Source organism: Arthrobacter sp. AOP36-A1-22 (assembly GCF_052377615.1).
Taxonomy (GTDB): Bacteria; Actinomycetota; Actinomycetes; order Actinomycetales; family Micrococcaceae; genus Arthrobacter_H.
The window spans coordinates 46,234-67,726 of the sequence record NZ_JBQSWX010000004.1; the positions used below are offsets into that span (position 1 = coordinate 46,234).

General features: G+C 68.5%; 20 protein-coding genes. 8 read left to right on the forward strand and 12 right to left on the reverse strand.

The window, feature by feature from the left end:
• Nucleotides 1–38 precede the first annotated feature (38 nt).
• Nucleotides 39–1,139 (forward strand): pyridoxal-phosphate-dependent aminotransferase family protein, encoded by a 1,101-nt coding sequence (locus tag ACT3S2_RS03725; protein ID WP_444555068.1) that lies wholly within the window; start codon nt 39–41, stop codon nt 1,137–1,139.
• A gap of 42 nt (nt 1,140–1,181) precedes the next feature.
• Here ACT3S2_RS03725 and ACT3S2_RS03730 read toward each other — a convergent pair whose 3' ends face one another.
• From ACT3S2_RS03730 to ACT3S2_RS03745, 4 genes are all read right to left on the reverse strand, one after another.
• Nucleotides 1,182–1,397 (reverse strand): DUF2945 domain-containing protein, encoded by a 216-nt coding sequence (locus ACT3S2_RS03730; protein WP_444555069.1) that lies wholly within the window; start codon nt 1,395–1,397, stop codon nt 1,182–1,184.
• Nucleotides 1,398–1,462: 65 nt separating this feature from the next.
• Nucleotides 1,463–1,840 (reverse strand): fluoride efflux transporter FluC, encoded by a 378-nt coding sequence (locus ACT3S2_RS03735; RefSeq protein WP_444555070.1) that lies wholly within the window; start codon nt 1,838–1,840, stop codon nt 1,463–1,465.
• Entirely contained in the window at nt 1,837–2,274 is a 438-nt protein-coding gene (locus ACT3S2_RS03740) for a fluoride efflux transporter FluC (protein WP_444555071.1), read from the reverse strand. The genes ACT3S2_RS03735 and ACT3S2_RS03740 overlap by 4 nt, the downstream gene beginning before the upstream one ends.
• A complete protein-coding gene (locus ACT3S2_RS03745; protein WP_444555072.1) occupies nt 2,271–2,891 on the reverse strand; it encodes a DNA-3-methyladenine glycosylase I in 621 nt (206 codons plus the stop codon). The genes ACT3S2_RS03740 and ACT3S2_RS03745 overlap by 4 nt, the downstream gene beginning before the upstream one ends.
• A gap of 159 nt (nt 2,892–3,050) precedes the next feature.
• Here ACT3S2_RS03745 and ACT3S2_RS03750 point away from each other — a divergent pair, with 159 nt between their 5' ends.
• Nucleotides 3,051–3,575: a PGPGW domain-containing protein gene (locus tag ACT3S2_RS03750; RefSeq protein WP_444555073.1), complete on the forward strand. Its 525-nt coding sequence runs from the start codon at nt 3,051–3,053 to the stop codon at nt 3,573–3,575.
• Here ACT3S2_RS03750 and ACT3S2_RS03755 read toward each other — a convergent pair.
• The 4 genes from ACT3S2_RS03755 to ACT3S2_RS03770 all read right to left on the reverse strand — a co-directional run bounded on the left by ACT3S2_RS03755 (nt 3,572) and on the right by ACT3S2_RS03770 (nt 7,178).
• On the reverse strand, nt 3,572–4,036 hold the full coding sequence (locus ACT3S2_RS03755; RefSeq protein WP_444555404.1) for a GatB/YqeY domain-containing protein: 465 nt from the start codon (nt 4,034–4,036) through the stop codon (nt 3,572–3,574). The genes ACT3S2_RS03750 and ACT3S2_RS03755 overlap by 4 nt on opposite strands.
• A gap of 131 nt (nt 4,037–4,167) precedes the next feature.
• The gene (locus ACT3S2_RS03760) at nt 4,168–4,437 is read right to left on the reverse strand and encodes a hypothetical protein (RefSeq protein WP_444555403.1); all 270 of its coding nucleotides are present in this window, start codon (nt 4,435–4,437) and stop codon (nt 4,168–4,170) included.
• Nucleotides 4,434–4,772, reverse strand: coding sequence for a DUF4190 domain-containing protein (locus ACT3S2_RS03765; RefSeq protein ID WP_444555402.1), 339 nt, complete (start codon nt 4,770–4,772; stop codon nt 4,434–4,436). Before ACT3S2_RS03765 ends, ACT3S2_RS03760 begins: the two co-directional genes overlap by 4 nt.
• A 90-nt stretch (nt 4,773–4,862) precedes the next feature.
• Entirely contained in the window at nt 4,863–7,178 is a 2,316-nt protein-coding gene (locus ACT3S2_RS03770; RefSeq protein ID WP_444555401.1) for an FdhF/YdeP family oxidoreductase, read from the reverse strand.
• A gap of 189 nt (nt 7,179–7,367) precedes the next feature.
• On the opposite strand from ACT3S2_RS03770, the gene uvrA reads away from it, so the two are divergent.
• The gene (gene uvrA, locus ACT3S2_RS03775; RefSeq protein ID WP_444561317.1) at nt 7,368–9,878 is read left to right on the forward strand and encodes an excinuclease ABC subunit UvrA; all 2,511 of its coding nucleotides are present in this window, start codon (nt 7,368–7,370) and stop codon (nt 9,876–9,878) included.
• A gap of 20 nt (nt 9,879–9,898) precedes the next feature.
• Here the strand turns inward: uvrA and ACT3S2_RS03780 are convergent, their stop codons facing one another.
• Entirely contained in the window at nt 9,899–11,239 is a 1,341-nt protein-coding gene (locus tag ACT3S2_RS03780; RefSeq protein ID WP_444561252.1) for an HNH endonuclease, read from the reverse strand.
• A 142-nt stretch (nt 11,240–11,381) separates the two neighbouring features.
• A complete protein-coding gene (gene lgt, locus ACT3S2_RS03785; protein WP_444561253.1) occupies nt 11,382–12,383 on the reverse strand; it encodes a prolipoprotein diacylglyceryl transferase in 1,002 nt (333 codons plus the stop codon).
• A gap of 131 nt (nt 12,384–12,514) precedes the next feature.
• Between lgt and ACT3S2_RS03790 the strand changes: the two genes are divergently transcribed.
• From ACT3S2_RS03790 to ACT3S2_RS03810, 5 genes are all read left to right on the forward strand, one after another.
• Complete coding sequence (locus tag ACT3S2_RS03790) at nt 12,515–13,453, forward strand: NADP-dependent oxidoreductase (RefSeq protein ID WP_444561254.1); 939 nt, start codon at nt 12,515–12,517, stop codon at nt 13,451–13,453.
• A gap of 67 nt (nt 13,454–13,520) precedes the next feature.
• Nucleotides 13,521–16,214, forward strand: a complete 2,694-nt coding sequence (gene hrpB / locus ACT3S2_RS03795; protein ID WP_444561255.1) for an ATP-dependent helicase HrpB — start codon at nt 13,521–13,523, stop codon at nt 16,212–16,214.
• A 142-nt stretch (nt 16,215–16,356) separates the two neighbouring features.
• Nucleotides 16,357–17,127: a hypothetical protein gene (locus tag ACT3S2_RS03800; RefSeq protein WP_444554947.1), complete on the forward strand. Its 771-nt coding sequence runs from the start codon at nt 16,357–16,359 to the stop codon at nt 17,125–17,127.
• Between the two features lie 36 nt (nt 17,128–17,163).
• Entirely contained in the window at nt 17,164–17,943 is a 780-nt protein-coding gene (locus ACT3S2_RS03805) for a class F sortase (protein WP_444554948.1), read from the forward strand.
• Nucleotides 17,944–18,039: 96 nt separating this feature from the next.
• Complete coding sequence (locus ACT3S2_RS03810; RefSeq protein WP_444554949.1) at nt 18,040–19,053, forward strand: zinc-binding dehydrogenase; 1,014 nt, start codon at nt 18,040–18,042, stop codon at nt 19,051–19,053.
• Here ACT3S2_RS03810 and ACT3S2_RS03815 read toward each other — a convergent pair.
• Together ACT3S2_RS03815 and ACT3S2_RS03820 are read right to left on the reverse strand one after the other, a co-directional pair.
• Nucleotides 19,050–19,475, reverse strand: coding sequence for a hypothetical protein (locus tag ACT3S2_RS03815; protein WP_444554950.1), 426 nt, complete (start codon nt 19,473–19,475; stop codon nt 19,050–19,052). The genes ACT3S2_RS03810 and ACT3S2_RS03815 overlap by 4 nt on opposite strands.
• An 89-nt stretch (nt 19,476–19,564) precedes the next feature.
• Nucleotides 19,565–21,412 carry a thiamine pyrophosphate-requiring protein gene (locus ACT3S2_RS03820; protein WP_444561256.1) on the reverse strand — a complete coding sequence of 616 codons (1,848 nt, stop codon included), beginning with the start codon at nt 21,410–21,412 and terminating at the stop codon, nt 19,565–19,567.
• Nucleotides 21,413–21,493: the final 81 nt, after the last annotated feature.

The window sequence follows — 21,493 nt, forward strand, 5'->3', positions numbered from 1 at the left end:
TGCGGCCAGTGCCGCGCCATCGAACCCAGGGAGTCCCCATGCAGCAGATCGTCCCCACCCGCCATCTTTTCGGACCCGGCCCCTGCAACCCGTACGCCGAGGCCACCGCAGCGCTCGGCCTGCCGCTCTTGGGACACCTGGACCCGGACTTCATCGCCCGGATGGACCGGACCTGCGAAGGCCTTCGGACGCTGTGGGGAACGAAGAACACCCGGACCCTTCCGCTCAGTGGCACCGGGTCGGCCGGTATGGAAGCCGCCTTCGTGAACACCATCAACCCCGGTGACGTGGCCGTGATCGCCGTCAACGGGCTCTTCGGTGAGCGGATGTGCGAAGTCGCCTCCCGCGTCGGCGCCGAGGTGGTCCGGGTGGACCACGAATACGGGACACCCGTCGACGCCGACCGGGTGGCCGCCGCCCACCCGACCCCGAAGGTCATTGCCGCCGTCCATGCCGAAACGAGCACCGGCGTCGTCTCCGACATTGCCGCGCTGGGCGCCATCAAAGGGGACGCCCTGTTGATCGTCGACGCCGTCACCTCCATCGGTGGCATGCCGATCGAAGCCGACGCCTGGGGCATCGATGTCGGATACGCCGGTACACAGAAGTGCCTGGGGGTGGCCCCGGGACTGGCCCCGTTCACCATTTCCGACCGGGCCTTCGAACGCCGCGTGCAGAAGCCGCAGTCCTGGTACCTGGACCTGGGGTTGCTCGGTGGCTACGCCACCACCGGCTCCTCCGGAGGTCAGCGCACCTATCACCACACGGCCCCGGTCGCGATGGTCGCCTCCCTGGAGGCAGGGATCGATCGGGTCCTGGCCGAAGGCCTCGAGGCCGTCACCGCACGCCACCAGGCGGCTGGCGCCGCCTTGCAACAAGGCCTGAAGGACATGGGGCTGGAGCTCTTCGCCGCGGAAGGCCACCGGTTGCCGCAGCTGACCACCGTCAAGGTGCCTGAGGGGGTCGATTCGGCTGCGGTGCGCTCGTACCTGCTGAAGACCTACGGCGTGGAGATCGGCGGAGGCGTCGGACAGTATGCCGCGACCGTCTGGCGGATCGGCCTGATGGGCCCGAACGCGAACATGGATTCCGTGGCGCTGATCCTCGGCTCGCTCAAGGACGCCATCGCCAACAGCTGAGCCTGATCGGGTCCATGGGGCCGGGGTTGGACGGGGTCGGAACTACTTCTTGATCCTGGTCAACGCCGGCCCCTTGTGCATGGCGATGTGGTCGGTCTTGTCGCTGCGGATCTCGTATTGCGGATCCTCCGGGGAGCACCGGCGCATATGGCCCTTGTATTCGACGTCCTGCGTGTGTTTCTTGAGGATGATCCCACTGACGGGTCCGGCTTCCGAGTTCCAGCCAACGTGGTCGCCGGGGGAAAAGGTCGCTGACATCGGTGGCCTCCAACAGGGCTCGGGTACGGTCTTCGGGGATGAAGGCCCGAGCCTACCGGCAACGCCTAAGCGAGGGAACCGAGCCAGAATCCGCCGCCGGCCGCCGTCACGCAGAGCACCGCCATCCCCAGGCCATTGGCCAGTGAGGCCAGGTAGCGACGTTCCTGCAGCAGGCGCACGGATTCGAAACTGGCGGTGCTGAAGGTCGTATAACCGCCTAGGAACCCGGTGCCGGCGACCAGATAGGCCGGCTCGGGAACGATGAAGGACAGCGACAGTCCCAGCAGCAGGCCCAGCACCAACGAACCGGAGACGTTGATGAGCAGGGTGCCCACCGGGAAGGCCGCCGGGGTACGGAACTTGATGAAGCCGTCGACCAGGAGCCGGGTGCCGGCCCCCAGACCTCCGGCCAGCGAGAGCGCGATGAAAAGCAGCGGTGTCATGGCCTGGCCTCCCGGCGGGGGCGTCGCAGGCCGGCGGTCGCGATCCCGGCCCAGGTGGCGGCGGCCCCGATCAGTACGGTGGCGGCGATCAGGGCCAGGCCGGCCCCGGGACCACCCACCGGCCCCTGGCCGTTGAAGAGCAGCAGGGCATCGACGGCGAAGGCGCTATAGGTCGTGAACCCGCCACAGAATCCGGTGCCCAGCATCAGGCGCATGATCCGGCGGGGGCCCTCGTCGCTGCCGGCACGCAGCAGCGATTCCAGCAGCAGCCCCAGCAGGAAGGCGCCGATGATGTTGATCATCAAGATGGTGGTGGGGAGCCCGTTGATTCCCGGGACAGCCAGGGTGAGGCCTTCGCGGGCCGCGGTGCCGACCATCCCCCCGACGACGACCAGGCCCAGGTGACGCCAGTCCGGTGCCGAAGCACGGCTCATGGCCATACGCCCGAACTGCCACGCCGGTGGCTGCCCAGCAGGTGGGTGTCCACGATGCCCACGGCTTCCATGAGGGCGAACATGGTGGTCGGGCCCACGAAGGAGAAGCCCTTGGTGCGCAGTGCCTTGGACAGGGCCATGGATTCGGGCGAGGTGGTGGGGACCTCCTGCATCGTGGCCGGACGCGGGGTGGTCCGAGGCTGGAAGGACCAGATGAACCCGGCCAGTCCTTCCTCGTCGCGCAGTTTGATGGTCGCTGCCGCATTGCCGATGGTGGCCCGGATCTTGGCCCGGTTGCGCACGATGCCGGCATCGCCCAGCAGGCGTTCGACGTCGTCCTCGCCGAAAGCGGCCACCCGATCGGGATCGAATCCGGCGAAGGCGGCCCGGAAGTTCTCCCGCTTGCGCAGGATCGTCGCCCAGGACAAGCCGGATTGGAAGGCCTCCAGGCTGAGGCGTTCGAACAGGCCCTGTTCATCGCGGATCGGCAGACCCCATTCGGTGTCGTAGTACTGCCGCATCATCCCCTCGGTGGCCCAGACGGGGCGCAGCAGCCCGTCGGCACCCCGGATGAGTCCCGCGCCGGGAGCGGGCGTTTGCGGGTCGGTGACTGCCATGTGTTCGTCCTTTGGATTGCTTGGCGCCTCGAGGGCCACGGGCACCGGTGTACTGCGCCGGCGACGGGTTTCGTGGGCCCTTCCACAGGTTACCGCCCGTAACGCGGCGAGCCGGCCTCGACCCCTTGGACCCCGGGTACTTCCGGTAAACTAGCGGAAATGGCTTCCACCTTCGTACACGTCTGGCTCAAGCCCCTGGCGGTCAATATCGCCGGGTGGCTGCTTCTGGTGGTCGGAGTGCTGGCGTTGGTCCTGCCCGGCCCCGGGCTGTTGTGCATCGTGGCGGGACTGGCCGTGCTCTCCACCCGCTATTGGTGGGCCGAGAAGCTGATGCACCCGGTCAAGGCCAGGGCCTACCAATTGGCCGCCGAAAGCGTGAAGACCCGCTGGCGGATCTTCTGGAGCTCGACCGGGGCGAGCCTGTTGCTGGCCAGCGGCGTGGTGTGGGGGCTGCGCCCACCGGCCCCCGAGTGGTGGCGGTGGCCCGAGGACTGGTGGCTGATCGGCGGCTGGGGGACCGCCCTGTCGATCATGGCCTCCGGGGGTTTCGCCCTCGGGCTGATCATCTACACCCACCGCAGGTTCGGGTTGCCGATGAAGGCCCGCCGGATCGCCATGCACCGGCTGGCCCAGCGCCGGGGCCACCGTCCCGACCGGCGGAGGAGCGGCCGCAAGGAGCCCTAGGCCAGCCGCTCCTTGACCAGGGTGCTGGTGGTCTTGCCGTCGAAGCGTCCGGCGACTTCCGCGGACACCGTCTTCATGATCTGGCCCATCTGGCGCATCCCCGGCTTCACCCCGTCGACGCTCTGATCGGCAATGGCCCGATCCACGATGGCGACGACGTCGTCCCGGGTCAGCGGTGCCGGCAGATAGGACTCGATGAACGTTGCTTCGGCGATTTCCTTCTCGGCCCGGTCGGGCTGGCCGGCTTCCGTATAGGTCCCGGCGGTCTCGCGCCGGCGGGATGCTTCCTTCTGTAGCAGGGCCGTGACCTGCTGGTCGTCCATCTCCATCGGGGTCTTGCCACCCTTTTCGCGGGTGTTGATTTCGCCCAGGACGTTGCGCAACGTCATCAGTTCCAGCTTGTCGCCGGACTTCATGTGTGCGGTCATATCGAGGCGGAGTTGTTCCTTCAGCGTGCTCATGGGGCGGCCTTTCGTGGCGGTTTGCCGAAGCGGATGCTTCGACCATTATCGCGCATCGGGGAACCGGGGGCCGCATGACGACGCGGCAGGACTCAACGGGGTGCTGGTGCCTCGAGGGTCGGGGCCGGGGGCTACGGGCCGAAATGGTGCCGGCCCAGGGCATCGACCGTGCCGGCCAGACGGTGGAAACCGATGATCGCGATGATCCAACCGGCCAGGACCAGCAGGCCACCGAGGCAGAGCACGACCAGGGCGCCGGTTCCCGGTCCGTCGGTGATGCCGTAGAAGCTGCCGGCCATGCTCGTCACGCCCGATACGGCCGAGACCAGGACCGTCAGCGGTCCCAGGACCAAGGCCAGCAGGAGTCCGCTGGAGATCAGCGCGGCGGAACGGCGGATCACGTGTTCATGGTGGAGGAGTAGTCCATGGTGGCGAAGATCCCGCCGAGGAAGATGATGGCGGCGATGAGCAGCAGCCAGCCCAGCAGCATCAGGCCGTTGAGGATGAGACCGGCGATGGCCATGCCCTTGCCCGCCGGCTCGCGTTGGAGCCCGATGATGCCCAGCACCAGGCCGACGATCGGTACGACGAAGGTGAAACCGGCGAAGATCGAAACGATTCCCAGCACCATGGAGGCAATGCTCATGCCCCGTGGCGGGGGAGCCTGGTACTGGCCATGGGGCTGGTAGGGGTTCTGGCCTGGGTACTGCTGCGGGTACGGCCCCGGCTGGGACATGGGTCCTCCATCGATGCTTGGTGCTGGCATGCCGGTCCCTACGGTAGGTCAGGTCTCCGGCGGGCACCAATGCGTGGCGGGTGGGTACCGCTAGCCCACCGGTACCTCGGCGTCCACCTTCTCTAGCCGGACAAGGACCGCCTTGGAGACCGGGGTGTTGCTGGCTTCTGCCACCAGGGACAGCGGGACCAACACATTGGCCTCCGGATAGTAGGCGGCCACGCAGCCCGGGGTCGTCGGGTATTCGATCAACCGGCAACCGCGCATGACCCGGGACACCCCGTCGTCGTGCACCCCGTGGACATCGGCATGGTCCCCGTCCTTCAAACCCAGCTGGGCCAGATCGGTCGCGTTCACGAAGACCACCTGACGGCCCTTGCGGACTCCGCGGTAGCGGTCGTTGTTGGAGTAGATGGTGGTGTTGAACTGGTCGTGGGAGCGAAGCGTCTGAAGGATCAGCGTGCCGGTGGGACGGGACAGGTATTCCAGCTCGTTGACCGTGAGCATGGCCTTGCCGGTGGGGGTCGGGAAGGTGCGGGTGTCTCGCGGGCCGTGGGCGAGGATGAACCCGCCCTCGCGCCGGATCCGCTGGTTGTAGTTCTCGCAGCCGGGGACCACGCGGGAGATGTGCTCGCGGATGAGGTCGTAGTTCTTCTCGAACCCGACCCAGTCGGCGTCGATCCGCTCGCCCAGGACCGCGTGGGCGAGCCGGCTGACGATCGCCGTTTCGGAGAGCAGCTGATGCGAGACCGGTTCGACGTTGCCCCAGGAGGGGTGCACCGCGCAAACGGTGTCCTCGACGGAGACGAACTGTTCCCCGGACTCCTGGATGTCGATTTCGGTGCGGCCCATGGTCGGCAGGATCAGGGCAGCGGCACCGGTGACGGTGTGGGAGCGGTTGAGCTTCGTGGAGATCTGCACGGTCAGGTCGGTGCCGGCCATGCCGGCTTCGGCCACCCCGGTGTCCGAGACCGCCGAGACCAGGTTTCCGCCGAGGGCGACGAAGACCTTGACCTTGCCCTGCTGCATCGCCTCGAAGGTCTGGACCGAGTCGAAACCGTGGTGGCGGGGAGGATCAAAACTGAACTCGCGGGCCACGGCATCCATGAACGAGTCGGGCATCTGCTCCCAGATGCCCATGGTGCGGTCGCCCTGGACGTTGGAGTGGCCCCGGATCGGGGAGGCCCCGGCGCCGGGTTTGCCGATGTTCCCGCGCAGCAACAGGAGGTTCATGATCTCCTTGATCGTGTCGACCCCCTTCTTCTGCTGGGTGATCCCCATGGCCCAGGTGATGATGACGTTCTCCGCCGCCATGTACCGGTGGGCCAGTTCGTCGATCTCCGCCGATTCCAGGCCGGTGGCCTCCAGCACCGTTTCCTCATCCAGCCCGGCCAGGTGTTCTCGCAGCTCCTCCAGCCCCTGGCAATGCTGGTCCAGGAAGTCATGGTCCAGCACGGTGCCGGGGTGGGCAGCCTCGGCGTCAAGGACCCGTTTGGAGACCGCCTGCATCAGGGCCATGTCCCCGCTGAGGCGGATCTGCAGGAACTGGTCGGCGATGTCGGTGCCCCGGCCGACGATGCCACGGACCTTCTGCGGATTCTTATACCGGCGCAGCCCCGCTTCGGGCAGCGGGTTGATGGCCACGATGTGACCGCCGTTGAGTTTGCAGTTCTCCAATTCGGTGAGCATGCGGGGGTGGTTGGTCCCCGGATTCTGGCCCATGATGATGATCAGGTCCGCGCGTTCGAAGTCCTCGAAGGCCACGGTCGCCTTGCCGACGCCGATGCTCTCGCCCATGGCCCACCCGGAGGATTCGTGGCACATGTTCGAACAATCCGGCAGGTTGTTGGTTCCGAAACCGCGGGCGAAGAGCTGGTAGGCGAAGGCCGCCTCGTTGGAGGTGCGCCCACTGGTGTAGAACACCGCCTCGTCGGGGGAGTCCAGGGACTTCAGTTCGGTCGCCAACAGGTCGATGGCCCCGGACCAGGAGATCGGGCGGTAGTGGTCCTCGCCGGCAGGCTTGTAGACCGGCTCGGTCAGCCGGCCCTGCTGTCCCAACCAGTATTCGGTGCGGGAGCGTAGTTCGGTGACCGAATGCTCGGCCCAGAAGGCGGAGTCGATGAGGATCGGGGTGGCCTCCCAGGTGACGGCCTTGGCCCCGTTCTCGCAGAATTCGAAGGTCTTGCGATGGTGCGGGTCCGGCCAGGCGCAACTGGGGCAGTCGAAACCGTCCTTCTGGTTCAGCTTCATGACGGTCTTGGCGGTCCGCGTCGGCCCCATCTGCGCCAAGGCAGGACCCATGGAATGCGTGACGCCGGGGACCCCTGCCGCCCAATCCTTCGGCCCGTCGTCGACCTCCAGTTCGGATGCCGTCGGCTCGTGTGCTTCCTCGCCATGCTTGGCCACGATGGACCCACCTTTCCGCGACCCATGGGACGGCGTCCGCCGTCGTGGGCTGACACCCTCAGGACTACCAGTGGGGCCCGCGCTTCGCAAGGGGTCATGACCCATTTGACGTCGTCATCTACCGGTGGAAGGGCGCTCAGTTGTTAGGCTCGACGGGTGAGTGAATCCAAGGCGGATGCCGGGCCGCAGATGGTTCCCGGCCGGAGTGTTTCTGATGGTTTCGTCAGGGTCCGCGGGGCCCGGGAGAACAACCTGGTCGAAGTGGACGTGGATGTCCCGCGGGACAGCATCGTCGCGTTCACCGGGGTCTCCGGTTCGGGGAAATCCTCGCTGGCCTTCGGCACGATCTTCGCCGAGGCGCAGCGCCGTTTCCTCGAGTCGGTGGCCCCCTATGCCCGCCGGCTCATCCAGCAAGGCAACACCCCGAAGGTCGAATCGATCACCGGGCTGCCCCCGGCCGTCGCCCTGCAGCAGCGGCGTGGCTCGCCGAGCTCACGCTCGAGCGTCGGGACCCTGACCACGTTGTCGAACTCGCTGCGCATGCTCTTTTCGCGGGCCGGCAGCTACCCCCAGGGTGCCACCCGGCTGGATTCCGACGCCTTCTCACCCAATACCGCCGTCGGCGCCTGCCCGGAGTGCCACGGGTTGGGTGTCTCCCATACCGTCACCGAGGAGACCCTGGTCCCGGATCCGTCGCTGACCATCCGCGAGGGGGCCATTGCCGCCTGGCCGGGGGCCTGGCAGGCAAAGAACCTGCGGGACGTGGCCACCGAACTCGGGTACGACGTCGACTCCCCCTGGCATATGCTGCCGCAGCAGGACCGGGACTGGCTGCTGTTCACCGATGAACAACCCGTCGTCCATGTCACCCCGGAACGCGACCGCATCGCCAAACCCTATAAGGGCCGCTTCTGGAGCGCGAAGTCCCATGTGATGCACACGCTGGCCGAATCCAAATCGGCGACCATGCGGGAGAAGGTCCTGGGGTTCATGGTCTCCGGGCCGTGCCGTGCCTGCGGCGGGACCGGTCTGACCGCCGAGGCGCTCGCCGTCACCTTCGCCGGCCGGTCGATCTCCCAGATCAACCGGCTCCCGCTTGGAGAGCTGGCCCAGCTACTCCAACCCACGGCCGGGCTGACCGAGGAGGATTACGAATCCACCGCGGCCCCGTCCTCGGGGTCCTCGGGCGAGCACAGTGAGGTCGCCGCAACGGTTGCCGCCGATCTGGTCGAGCGGCTCGACGTGTTGATCGGGCTCGGGCTCGGCTACCTGAGCCTTTACCGCGGGACCACCACACTGTCCCCGGGGGAGATGCAGCGGCTGCGGATCGCCACCCAACTGCGCTCCGGACTGTTCGGGGTGGTCTACGTCCTGGACGAACCCTCCGCAGGACTGCATCCCGCCGATGCCGAACCGTTGCTGGCCGTGTTGGAAGAACTGAAGGCCGGAGGCAACTCGGTGTTCGTCGTCGAACACAACATGGATGTGGTCCGCCGGGCCGGGTGGATCGTCGACGTCGGTCCACGGGCCGGTGAAGGCGGGGGAGAGGTGCTCTACTCCGGGCCGGTCGACGGGCTGAAAGCGGTGAAGGGCTCGATCACCAGGTCCTTCCTCTTCGACGCGGAGGACCGGCCCCGTCGGGGTTCCGCCGGGAGGAGGCCCGAAGGGGAACTGGAACTGCAGGGGGTGGGGCTGCACAACCTGGTGGACCTGGATGTGCGCATCCCGTTGGGGGTGCTCACCGCGGTCACCGGTGTCTCGGGGTCGGGTAAATCGACGCTGGTCAGCCGGGTGCTCGCCGATGCGGTCGGTGAACTGGTCCGGACCCCCGCCGTGGAACCGGCCGACGACGATGGCGCCGCCGGGGCCGATGAGGAGACGCTGCATGTGAAGGCCATCCTGGGGGCCGAGCGCATCGGACGGCTGGTCAAGGTCGACCAGAAGCCCATCGGACGGACCCCTCGATCGAACCTGGCCACCTATACCGGCCTCTTCGACGCAGTCCGCAAGACGTTTGCCGCCACCGAGTTGGCCCGGAGCCGCGGCTACGGGGCCGGACGGTTCTCCTTCAACGTGGCCGGCGGCCGGTGTGAGAACTGCCTGGGCGAGGGGTACATCGCCGTCGAACTGCTGTTCCTGCCCGGAAGCTACGGCCCCTGCCCGGTATGCCACGGAACCCGCTACAACCCCGAGACGCTCGAGGTGACCTATCGCGGGTTGAACATCGCCGAGATCCTCGCCCTCAGTGTCGATGAAGCCACCGACGTCCTGGCGGAGGTCCCCGTTGCCGCGCGCAGCCTGGAGACCCTGGTGCAGGTCGGGCTCGGCTATCTGCGGCTGGGGCAACCGGCCACCGAACTCTCCGGCGGGGAGGCGCAGCGGATCAAGCTGGCCACCGAACTCCAGCGGGCCCGCCGCGGCCATACGCTCTACCTGCTCGACGAGCCGACGACGGGACTGCATCCGGCCGACGTACAGCTGCTGTTGGCCCAACTGAACCGGTTGGTCGACGCCGGGAACACGGTGGTCGTGGTCGAACACGAGATGGATGTGGTGGCCGCCGCCGATTGGGTGATCGACCTGGGTCCCTCCGGCGGTGATGCCGGCGGGAAGATCATGGCCGAAGGCACCCCCGCCGACGTCGCGGCGACGCCGGGCAGCCGGACGGCACCCTATCTGCGGGCCCAACTGGACCTGTAGGCCTTGCTGGCCGGTGGGTCTCAGCTGGTGTCTCCGGGCAGCGGTGGTGCCTGGGACCGGTAGTGGTGGCCGGTCGGGGTGGTGACCACCGTGGTATGCCGGGCCCCGGTCACGGTTTCGGTCCTCCACCCGGGGGCTTCCTTGCTGTAATTGCACTCAGCACACAGGCCCGCGGAATTCGCTGCGGTGGTCCTGCCCCCGGCAGCCCACCCCAGCACGTGGTCGTGGTGACGGACCGGGGCATCACACCACGGGCTACGGCAACACTGGTCGCGGGTCTCGATGAAACGAGCCAACCCCGCAGGAAAGATCCGCGTACGCGAGTCCATCGCGACCAGCTCCCCGGTCTCCGGGGCCGTATACAGCCGCCGGAGCCACGCCAACTGCTGTGGGGCGGGAAGATCATCAGCCCCGCCGGTACTGGTCCCGGGGGTACGAAGGCCACCGGCCCGGCGGATCAGATCCCTAGCCACTTGGGCCGGGATGACCCCGTACCCGGGAAGGAACGCCGGTTCGCCATCACCCTGGAATAACGCCCGGTCGGTCATGACCAACTGGATCGCCACCGGCACCGCAGCCGCGCTGGCCCGACCGGTCAGACGCTCGACCAGGGTATCGGCCATGATCTGCCCGCGGGAGCGGCCATCACCGATACCCACCAACCGGTCAGCTTCCATCGTCAGGGCCTTGAGCACCGAAACGCCCTGGGCCACCGGCAACAACCCGGACAAGATCGACATGGTGTCAGGGGCAGGTCGCAGGGAGACCCTGCGGTCCTTCACCGCCCGGCGGGCCCGGTCCACCACCGCCGACGGTGAGGCCGCGTAGGCCAATTTCCTGGCCCGGGCCACCAAGGCCCGGGTCCCGACGCCTTCGAGCACTGAAGGGTCGGCCAACAGTTGTTCAGCGACCTGACGGCGTTGCTCCGCGTCCAGGCAGGCGGTTTCCTGCACCAGCAGGGTGGCCCGCCATTCACTGAGTCGGCCGGTGGCCAGAGCGTGGTGGGCATGGGGCATCTCGTTCACCACGGCCTGGGCCATCCCCACCAGCCGGTGCCCGGCATGCGGGGATTCGGACCGGGCCAACGCGACCTGGGTGTGGACCCCGGCCCCGGCCTTCTCCGCCGGGAGGCCTTCGGCCAGGTGGCGGGTGCGCACGGCCGCGTCCAGGGCCACCGCTGCCCGGGCCTGGAGACCGGACAAGGCGTTCTTCGCTGCTTCGGCGCCGGCCAGGACGTCGATGAGGCCGGCCTCGTCCAGGCCGGCGGTGCCCAAAATGGGCAACAGGTCCAACAGCGAGGTCAGCACCCCGGGGGCAGGTCCTGCCGTCGGGGTTTCCGGGGTCCTCGTTGATTCGAACATGTCTTCGATTCTATCGAAGGCACCCCACGGAAAGCCCGGGAAACCAACCCTGTGAGGGGCCCGTGGAAAAACAGCGGGGTCCCCGACCATATGGTCGGGAACCCCGCTGGAGTGCTGCTGGAACTGGCTAGACCCGAAGTGCCTAGGCGTCCGGCGACGTCGAACGGTCGGAGCCGTGGTCCTCTGGAGCCGACTCCGGAGCTGATGTCGGAGCCGGCTCGGCAGGATCCGCGGAGGAATCCTCGGGGGCTGCCTCCGCCGTCGTGCTCTCGTCCGTGGTGTCTTCGGCCACCGGCTCGAAGCCCTCGCGGTAGACCGAGGTCTCCGCCTCCGGATGGCGGACCCCCTGGACGATGACGATCGCCAGGCCCACCGCGATGGCGGCGAAGGAGGCCCAGATATTGGCCGGGATGCCCAGGAACACGTCCGAGGTCGGGTCGATCCGGATGGCCTCGAGCCAGCTGCGGCCCAGGCCGTACCAGATGAGGTAGAGGCCCAGTGCGCGGCCCCAGCGGGCACGCATCCGCCGCTCGAGCCACAGGATGACGGCGACGCCGATGAGGTTCCAGATGATCTCGTACAGGAACAATGGGTGGAACAGGGTGCCGATGGCTGCGTCGGCGGGGAAGTTCGGGTTCGAGGACTCGATCTCCAGACCCCAGGGCAGTGTGGTCGGCAGGCCGAAGAGTTCGTGGTTGAACCAGTTGCCCAACCGGCCGATCGCCTGGGCCACGAGCATGGCCGGGGCCACCGCGTCGGCGAAGGACAGGAAACGGACCCCGGCCCGCCGGCAGCCGATGAACACGCCGAGCGCACCACCGAGCAGCGAACCGTAGAGGGCGTTGCCGCCGTCCCAGATCTTGATGATGTCCCAGGGGTCGGCACCGGGGTAGAAGTAGTCGCTGATATGCGTGAACACATGGTAGAAACGGGCGCCGACCAGCCCCAGCGGCACACACCACAGCACGACGTCGAGGACGACCTCGGGATTGCCTCCCCGTCGTTTCAGGCGGCGCTGGGTGATCACGATGGCGGCGGCGATGCCGGCCAGGATGCACAGGGCATAGGTGTGGATCGTCAACGGCCCCAGGTTCAGCTGGGACAGGGCGGGATCGGGGCTGGGCAAGCTCGCGGGAAGGTACATCAGGACCCTACATGTCAGGGGGCGTGGTCACGTCCGATCATGTCATTCTTTGGGTCGGGTCGTTGAATATCCGGGCCCCAGGTCACCGCGCGCCTCGGAATAGTCGGCCCTTCGGGGCCGTTGTCGCCCCTATGAAGGTCATTGGAGTCACAGAATTCGGAGGGCCGGAAGCCCTCGCCATCCACGAGGTCCCCGAGCCCCATGCCGGCCCGGGCCAGGTACGAATCAAGGTCCGTGCCACCGCCGTCAGCCCCACGGACACCTCGATCCGCACCGGCGCCAACGCGGCGGTCACCGAGGCGAAGGAGCCCCGGTACGTGCCGGGCATGGATGCCGCGGGCGTCATCGACGAGGTCGGGGACGGGGCAGGCTTCGCCCTCGGCGACGAGGTCATGGCCATGGCCGTCCCCGATGGCGAACACGGAGGCGCCTACGTCTCCTACCTGGTGGCCGACGCCGATTCGGTGGCCGGGATCCCCGCCGGAACCACCCTCGAGGCAGCCTCCACGTTGCCGATGAACGGGTTGACGGCGATGCAGGCACTGCGGCGGCTGGACCTGCAGCCCGGGCAGGTCCTGGCGGTCACCGGGGCCGCAGGAACCTTGGGCGGCTACACGATCCAGTTGGCCACACAGGCCGGGTTGACGGTGGTGGCCGATTTCGCGCCCCAAGACCGGGAACTGGTCGAGGACCTCGGAGCCGATCAGCTGGTCCCGCGCGGTGCGGACGTCGCCCAGCAGATCCGCGGACTCCACCCCGAGGGAGTCGACGGTCTGCTCGACGCCGCGGTCCAGCACGAGGTGGCGCTGCCGGCCGTCAAGGACGGGGGCGGTTTCGCCACCGTGCGCGGCTTCAACGGTCCCACCGAACGTGGCATCACCATCCACCAGGTCTTCGTCCCCGCCGACTACCACTCGGACGGGAAGCTCGACGAGCTACGCCGGCTCGTCGACGCCGGCCAGCTGAGCCTGCGGGTCGCCGACGTCCTGCCGGCCGACCGTGCCGCCGAAGCGCACCGCCTGCTCGAAGCCGGCGGGATCCGTGGACGGCTGGTGCTGGTCTTCGACTGATCGGTGTCCGGCACGGCCCGGCCCGGTTCGGTCCCGGGCCCGCGGCACCACCGGGCACAATGGGTGGGTGACTTCCCCGCCCCCCGGCGCCGACCGGCCCTTCGACCTGGAAACCCTCGGAGCAGGGCTGGTCTTCGCCGCCTCGCTGCCCGCCCTCGAGGACGCCCTGGCCGCAAACGCCCCGGCCGGCACCGCCGTCGTCCAGGCGCCGCCGGGGACCGGCAAGACCACCCTGGTGCCACCCCTGGTGGCGAATCTGGCCGGCCGGGTGATCGTCACCCAGCCCCGCCGGGTCGCCGCCCGCGCCGCGGCACGACGCCTGGCCCAGCTCGACGGCAGCCGGGTCGGGGACCGGGTCGGATACACGGTCCGCGGCGAACACCACGCCGGGCCCGCCACCCGGGTCGAATTCGTGACCCCGGGGATCCTGTTGCGTCGGCTCCTGGCCGATCCCGGGCTGGAGGGTATCGGCGCCGTCATCATCGACGAGGTCCACGAGCGGGCCCTGGACACCGATCTGCTGCTGGGCCTGCTCGCCGAGGTCCACGAACTGCGCGGCGATCTGACCTTCCTGGCCATGTCGGCGACCCTGGACGCCCCCCGTTTTGCCGCCCTGTTGTCCACGGCCGACGGCGAAGGCCCGGCCCCGGTGATCGACTGCCCCTCGGCACTGCACCGGTTGGAGACCCGCTGGGAACCGGCCGCGGTGGCCCGGCTGGATGACCGCGGGGTCACGCGGGCCTTCCTGGATCATGTGGCCACCACCGCCACGACCGCCCACCACAGCGCGCTGGTCGCCGACCCCGCCGTCGACGCCCTGGTCTTCGTCCCCGGGGCCTGGGAAGTCGCCCAGGTGGCCGGGGCACTACGCCGCCGGGTCGGCGCGGGCGTCGAAGTGCTGGAACTGCACGGGCAGATCGACAGTGCCAGCCAGGACCGGGCCGTGAAGGGCCGGGACGCGGGGGACCCGCCACGCGTGGTCGTCTCCACGTCGCTGGCCGAATCCTCGCTGACCGTCCCCGGCGTGAGGCTGGTGATCGACTCCGGGCTCGCCCGTGAACCCCGCCGCGATGCCACCCGCGGCATGACCGGCCTGGTCACGGTCTCGGCCTCCCGGGCCTCGGCCGATCAGCGAGCCGGTCGCGCCGCACGGCAGGGACCGGGAACCGTGGTGCGCTGTTACGACCAGAAGACCTTCGGCGCCGCCCCGGGGCATCCGACCCCGGAAATCGCCGTCGCCGAACTGACCGGCGCGGCCCTGACCCTGGCCTGCTGGGGCGCCCCCGGTGCCAGGGGACTGAAACTGCCGCAGGAACCGCCACGGACCACCCTGGCCGACGCGCTGGCCGTGCTGACCGAACTCGGGGCCATCGACGTGAACGGGCTGGCCACCGGGCTGGGCCGGACCCTCTCGGGCATCCCCGCCGAACCGCGCCTCGCCCGGGCGCTGATCGACGGGACCGCCTGGCAGCAGGCGGCAGCTCCCGGTCACCAAGCCGGGACGAACCGCAAGGCAGCGGCCCGTTCCGTCGCCGAGATCGTGGCCATGGTCGCCGGTGAGGCCCGCGCCCCGGGAGCCGATCTGACCCGGCTGCTGGCGGCCCTGCGCTCCGGGTCCGACCCCGCGAGCCGGAGTTGGAAACGCGAGACCACCCGGCTGGAGGCCATCCTGGCCCGCACCCGGGCGCCCGCGGCCCCCGCCGCTGCCACCGCCGTGGCCTCGGGGCCCGGTGCCCCCGCGGAGGCAGGACTCATCGTCGCCCTAGCCTACCCCGACCGGATCGCCCGCAGGGTCGAATCAGGGGCGGGCCAGAGCTACCTGTTGGCCTCGGGCACCCGCGCCGGACTGCCTGCCGGGTCCTCGCTGGCAGGGCAGCCGTGGTTGGCCGTCGCCGAGGTCTCCCGCGCGGCGGGCCGGGCCGCCGCCGGAACCGGGGCCGTCATCCGCTCCGCGGCACCGTTGGATGCCGAGACGGCCGAAGCCGCCGCCGGACATCTGCTGACCGACCGGGTCCACGCCCGGTTCGAATCGGGTCGGGTCCTGGCCCGGAGGGAACGCCGGCTGGGGTCCATCGTCCTGGGCACGACGCCGGTCCGCGCCTCCGTGGAAGAGGCGGCCGCGGCCGTCGCCACCGCCCTGGAAACCGGTGGGCTGGACATCATCGGTTTCTCCGCCCGAGCCGATGGGCTGCGCCGCCGGATGGCCTTGCTGCACCGAGAACTCGGCGCCCCGTGGCCCGATGTCAGCGAGAGCGCCCTGCTGGGCCGGTTGGATGACTGGTTGGGCCCCGAACTCCAGGCGTTGGCCGCCGGGGCCGGCGTGAAGTCGGTCGATCTGGCCGAACCGTTGCGCCGGCTCCTGCCCTGGCCGCAGGCCTCGCGCTTCGCGGAGCTGGCCCCCGAGCGCCTCAAGGTCCCCAGCGGGTCCAACGTTCGCATCGATTACCCGGCGATCGGTGACGAGCAGGCCCGTCCCGTCGTCGCGGTGAAATTGCAGGAATGCTTCGGGTGGGCCGAAACTCCCCGGCTGGTCGACGAGCGGGTGCCGGTGTTGTTCCATCTATTGTCCCCGCGCGGCAGCGCCCTGGCGGTGACCGATGATCTGGCCTCGTTCTGGTCGGGCCCCTACGCGCAGGTCAGGGCGGAGATGCGCGGGAAGTACCCCAAGCATCCGTGGCCCGAGGACCCGTGGTCTTCCACGGCCACCGCCAAGACGAAACGGCGGTTGGCCGAAGGTGGTTCAGGCGCGGCAGAAAAATAATTCACGATCTTTCCAATCCGGACACGCGCAGGGTTCCGAATGTGTTGTGCGACACCACCAGAAGGTGTTGTGAATCATGAACGCATCACGAACACCGGTTTCCGCCGCTTCAGACGGGGGCCACCGATGGAAGGAAAAGATCATGAAGAAGAACCTCCAACTACTGGCCGTGCCGGCAATGGCGCTGGGTATGGTCGCGTTCTCCGCGGCAGGGGCCCAGGCAGCGGATTCCTACTCGGCCCAGCTGACCGAACAAAACGGCAGCGGGGCCTCCGGATCCGCTTCGATCACCCTGGACGGGAACATGGCCACGGTCTCGGAGAAGGTCAGTGGCCTGGCCAAGTCCTTCGACGGCGACCCGTACCCGCACGTCCAGCACGTCCACGTGACCGTGAACGACACGGGCAAGTGCCCGACCATCGCCAACGACAAGAACGGCGACGGCGTGGTCAGCACCCCCGAGGGCGGCTCCGCCTACGGCGAGGTGGCCACCACGTTGTCCACCAAGGGAGACACCAGTGCCAAGGCGGCCACCGACCTGGAAGTCGCCGGCATGGGTGACAGCTTCACCTATGAGCGCACCTTCGAAATGAACCAGAAGACGATCGACGGGATCAAGAACGGCCAGGCCTCCGTCGTCGTGCACGGACTCGACCCGGCCACCCTGGGCGCAGACGCCCAGGAGGCCAAGTCACCACTGGTTCCCGAACTGCCGTTGGCAGCCACCGCGCCCGCACTGTGCGGGACGTTGACGGCCGGGCAGATGGACATGCCTCAGGGCAACCCTGAAACCGGTGGTGGCAGCACCGCCGGCATGGACGCCTCCACGATGGCCCTGGGTGGCGGCCTGGTTCTGGCAGCTGCCGGCGCCGGTGTCTTCATGGTCCGCCGTCGTCAGGCAGACCAGAACTAGGAAAGGCACCCCCGGAGAAGAAAAGGACTGGAACCGATGAAGCACGCACGGAAAAACCCACGCAACGGCCGCGGTCGTCGCATCACCGCGATAGCGGTGACCGCAACGGTCGGCCTCGTCGGAGCAGTCCTGATCGGAGTCGGCGCGCGGGGGGAAGCACCACCGCCCTCGCCGCCGGCCTCCGAGGCCATCGCGGACACGCCCAGCGCGCCCCCCACCACCTCGCCACCGCCGACGGCCATGCCGTCGGCCACCCCGACCAAGACCACCACCGAGTCATCGTCGAAGGCCCCGAAACCGAAACCCAAGCCCAAGCAGACCCAGGCTCCGGCTCCGAAGCCGCTGAAGCGTTCGCAGCCGGTCCGCCTGCAGATCCCGGCCATCGACGTCGATACCGATCTGCTCAACGTCGGCCTCAAGGCCGATGGAACCATCGGGGTCCCCCCGTTGGACCCGGACGCACCGGCCGGTTGGTATAAGCGCGGCCCCTCACCGGGTGAACAAGGCCCCGCCGTGCTGCTGGGGCATGTCACTGCCACCAAGGACGAAGGCCCGGCGGTGTTCTTCAAGCTCGGGGACCTGCGCAAGAAGGACGAGATCTCGGTGACCCGCGCCGACGGCAAGGTCGCCGTCTTCAAGGTCACCCAGATCATCCAGACCAAGAAGGACGCCTTCTCCAGCGCGGGGACCTACGCCAATACCGACGATGCCGAGCTGCGGGTGATCACCTGCGGGGGACCGTTCGACAAGGCCACCCTGCGGCATGAGGACAACATCGTCGTCCACGCCAAACTCGTCTCCACGCATCCGGTCTAGAGCCGGGAATCCGCCCCGGCGGAGGTGGAAGACCGCATGACTCCCGTCCCGTGCCAAACCTTGGGGGGTGGCACGGGGCGGGTCTACGGTGGGGGCATGAAAAGTCAGGAAATCCAGCTCACGGCCCTGCCCGACTCCACCGTCACCGCAGCGGACTTCGGGGTCTTCGACGCCGAGACGCCCGACCCCGGACCGGGGCAGGTCCTTGTGGCCATCCGCCGCCTGGGCCTGAATGCCGGGCTGGCCTCACGGATCGGCAGCGAAGGCACGGCCTACGGCCCGGGCATCGGGGTGGGGGACACCCCCGCCAGCGACGCAGTCGTCGAGGTCATCGAATCGGCCAGCGAGGCGTTCGCCGTCGGGGATCTGGCCGTGGGAAAGGTCCACTGGCGCAGCATCGAGGTCTGCGAGGCCGGGGAACTGCGCCGGATCGGCGCCGAAGCCGAGGACCTGGCCTTGGAGGACCACCTCACGATCCTGGGGCATGTGGGCTTCACCGCCTATACCGGGATGATCCATGTCGCCCGGGTCCAGCCGGGGGAGGACGTCTATGTCACGGGCGCCGGCGGCGGGGTGGGAAGCTGCGCCGTACAGTTCGCCAAGGCCCGCGGGGCCCGGGTGATCGGCTGCGCCGGCTCGGCGGAGAAGGTCGAACTGATCACCGGCACGCTGGGGGCCGACGCCGCCGTGAACCGGCATGATGGCGAAGCCCTGGACCTGCTGCGGCAGGCCGCGCCCGAGGGGATCGACCTCTACTATGACAATGTCGGCGGCGACCAACTCGAAGCCGCCCTGGAGATGCTCCGCCACGGCGGCCGCGTGGTGATCTGCGGGGCGGTGGCGAAGGGCACCGGGTCGGGGGCACCCCGGAACTACACCCGGCTGATCTACGGGGAACTGACCATGCGCGGCTTCACCGTCACCGAACACGAGGACCTGCGCCCCCAGTTCGAGGCCGAGGTCGGCCAATGGGTGCGCGAGGGCACGGTCCGCGGGATCCACACCGGATTCACCGGGATTGAGAGTCTGCCGCGGGCCTTCGAATCGCTGCTGGCCGGAACGAGCGAGGGCCGGGTCATCGTCTCGATGGATGAAGCCGGACTCAGTTAGAAGGCCCGTTCGCGGTCCACCGAGCGGGGGCGTCGGGCGTTTTCCTTGCGCAGGGCCAGCGCTGCGGCCGGCTGCAGAAGCAGTGCGAGCAGCGCGAATAAGGCACCCAGCAGGGCCACGTTCAGGGTGACGGGGTGATCGAACGCCGAATAGAACCTGATGAGCAGGAGGACCACTAGGGGCACCAGGGCGAAGAGGGCGCCGCCGGGGTGGGCGAGGATCCAGCGTGGGCTCACGGCGCCGGCGACGGAAATCCCGGCCGAGAAGGCCACGAACAGACCCAGCAGGCCCGACCACATGTTTTGGTTGCTGTGGAAGAACTCACGACCTGCTTCGCTGCCCACGACCGTGAAAGCACCCACGATGGCCACGACCGCCGTCACCAGCAAGAGCAGCCGAATGATGATCAGAACGACGCGCATGATTCCTCCCCTGGGAACGGAGCTGACGTTCCTTCCAATGTAGGCCGGTGCCCTGCCCCCAGCAAGGCTTATTCGTCCCCGGTTGCGCGTTACCGCCCGTTCCCGGATTCCGGCTTCTGCTCGTGCCCCAGATGCAGGGTGTCCTTGACCCGCTCCACCCCTTCGGTGAACACCGCCTTGGCCGTATCGGCCATGACATCGAGGCCCTCGGGGTCGCCCTTGAGCAGGGCCATCCCGGTGTTCTTCGCGAACTCGAAGGCGACCTTCGGAGGCAGCGGTGGGACGCTCTTGCTGGTGTAGGCATCGATGAGGGTCACCCCCCGGTGGGCGAAGGCGACATCCCAGGCGGCGGCGACCTCGTCATCGCTCCTGACCTGGATCCCCTGGAAGCCCAGGAGTTCGGCGTAGCCGGCATAGTCCATGGTCTCCACGTCCTGGGAAGCCGGCCACAGCGGGTTGCCGTCCTCGGTGCGCATCTCCCAGGAGACCTGGTTGAGGTCGTCGTTATGCAGGACCAGGATGATCAGCTGCGGGTTCTGCCACCGCGAGAGGTACTTCTTGATCGTGATGAGCTCGTTCATGCCCAGCATCTGGAAGGCGCCATCGCCGATCGTGCAGATGACGCTGCGCTCGGGGTGGGCGAATTTCGCGGCCGTGGCATAGGGCATCGCCGCCACCATGGTGGCCAGCCGTCCGGAGAGGTCCCCCATCATCCCTTCGCGCAGCCGGATGTGGTGGCCGTACCAGTCGGCGGTCGAGCCCGCATCGGCGGTGACGATGGCGCGCGGGGGAAGACGCTGGTTGAGCTCGTGGTAGACCCGGCGCGGGTTCACCCCGTCGTCGTAGGAGACCATGGCTTCGGCCTCCATCTCCGCTTCCCATTCCTTCATGCCCGCCGCGACACGCTCCTGCCAGGAGAAGTCCGTGGTGGCCTGCAGATGGGGGATCAGGGCGGTGAGGGTCTCCTTCACGTCCCCCCAGAGGTTCAGCTCGGTGGGGTAGCGCAGCCCCATCTGTTCGGGTTTGAGATCGACCTGGACGGCCCGGGCCTGCCCTGATTCCGGCAGGAACTGGGCATAGGGGTAGTTGGTGCCCAGCAACACCAGGGTGTCGCAGTCGGCCATCTGCTCCACGCTGGGCCGCGATCCCAGCAGTCCGAGCTGTTGGGAATGGTGGGGCACCTCGGAGGGGATGACTTGTTTGGCCCGCAACGCGGTGATGATCCCGGCGCCCCGGAGTTCGGCGGCCTTCAGGACCTCGGCGGTGGCCCCGTTGGCGCCGTGCCCGACGAGGAAGCTCACCTTGGAGCCGGCGTTGATGATCTCGGCGGCCTTGAGGATCTCACTGTGGGCAGGGACGACGGCGGTGGAGGGGGCGACGGCGCTGGAGCGCGAGACCCAGCTCTGCGGGCGCAGTGCGGGCATCTTCTGGTCCTGGACATCGTGCGGGAGGATGACGACGGCGGGGCCCAGCCGGACGCGGGCGGTGCGGAAAGCGGTGTCCACGACGGCCTGGGCCTGTTCGGGGGAGACGATCGTCTGCACGTAGACCGCAACATCCGCCAACGCCCGTTCCAGATTGCTGACCTGCTGGCCGAAGGTGCCCAGCGCGTTCAGCCCCTGTTGCCCCACGAAGGCCACGACGGGCTGGTTGTCCATCTGGGCGTCGTAGAGCCCGTTGAGCAGATGGAACACCCCGGGGGAGGAGGTTGCCACGCAGACCCCCACCTCGCCGGTGAACTTGGCGTGGGCAGTGGCCATGAGCGAGCAGATCTCCTCGTGGGTCGGACGGATGTAATCCACCCCGTCGTCCTCACGCTCCGCCTGGCCCAGGGCGCCGTCGAAGGCGCCGATCCCGTCCCCGGGGAAACCGAAAACGCGGCTGACCCCCCAATCCCTGATGCGCTCGATCACGAAGTCGCTGACCGTTCCTGCCATGGGAGGTACCTCCTGGAGATTGTTGCCGTGGCCCGGTGGGGATTTTTTCAGCTTCCTCGGAACCGACGCAAACTTCAAGGG

Coding starts and splice junctions, on each gene's coding strand:
- ACT3S2_RS03725 (WP_444555068.1), top strand. CDS start 39: ATGCAGCAGATCGTCCCCACCCGCCATCTTTTCGGACCCGGCCCCTGC.
- ACT3S2_RS03730 (WP_444555069.1), bottom strand. CDS start 1,397: ATGTCAGCGACCTTTTCCCCCGGCGACCACGTTGGCTGGAACTCGGAA.
- ACT3S2_RS03735 (WP_444555070.1), bottom strand. CDS start 1,840: ATGACACCGCTGCTTTTCATCGCGCTCTCGCTGGCCGGAGGTCTGGGG.
- ACT3S2_RS03740 (WP_444555071.1), bottom strand. CDS start 2,274: ATGAGCCGTGCTTCGGCACCGGACTGGCGTCACCTGGGCCTGGTCGTC.
- ACT3S2_RS03745 (WP_444555072.1), bottom strand. CDS start 2,891: ATGGCAGTCACCGACCCGCAAACGCCCGCTCCCGGCGCGGGACTCATC.
- ACT3S2_RS03750 (WP_444555073.1), top strand. CDS start 3,051: ATGGCTTCCACCTTCGTACACGTCTGGCTCAAGCCCCTGGCGGTCAAT.
- ACT3S2_RS03755 (WP_444555404.1), bottom strand. CDS start 4,036: ATGAGCACGCTGAAGGAACAACTCCGCCTCGATATGACCGCACACATG.
- ACT3S2_RS03765 (WP_444555402.1), bottom strand. CDS start 4,772: ATGTCCCAGCCGGGGCCGTACCCGCAGCAGTACCCAGGCCAGAACCCC.
- uvrA (WP_444561317.1), top strand. CDS start 7,368: ATGGTTCCCGGCCGGAGTGTTTCTGATGGTTTCGTCAGGGTCCGCGGG.
- ACT3S2_RS03780 (WP_444561252.1), bottom strand. CDS start 11,239: ATGTTCGAATCAACGAGGACCCCGGAAACCCCGACGGCAGGACCTGCC.
- lgt (WP_444561253.1), bottom strand. CDS start 12,383: ATGTACCTTCCCGCGAGCTTGCCCAGCCCCGATCCCGCCCTGTCCCAG.
- ACT3S2_RS03790 (WP_444561254.1), top strand. CDS start 12,515: ATGAAGGTCATTGGAGTCACAGAATTCGGAGGGCCGGAAGCCCTCGCC.
- ACT3S2_RS03800 (WP_444554947.1), top strand. CDS start 16,357: ATGAAGAAGAACCTCCAACTACTGGCCGTGCCGGCAATGGCGCTGGGT.
- ACT3S2_RS03805 (WP_444554948.1), top strand. CDS start 17,164: ATGAAGCACGCACGGAAAAACCCACGCAACGGCCGCGGTCGTCGCATC.
- ACT3S2_RS03810 (WP_444554949.1), top strand. CDS start 18,040: ATGAAAAGTCAGGAAATCCAGCTCACGGCCCTGCCCGACTCCACCGTC.
- ACT3S2_RS03815 (WP_444554950.1), bottom strand. CDS start 19,475: ATGCGCGTCGTTCTGATCATCATTCGGCTGCTCTTGCTGGTGACGGCG.
- ACT3S2_RS03820 (WP_444561256.1), bottom strand. CDS start 21,412: ATGGCAGGAACGGTCAGCGACTTCGTGATCGAGCGCATCAGGGATTGG.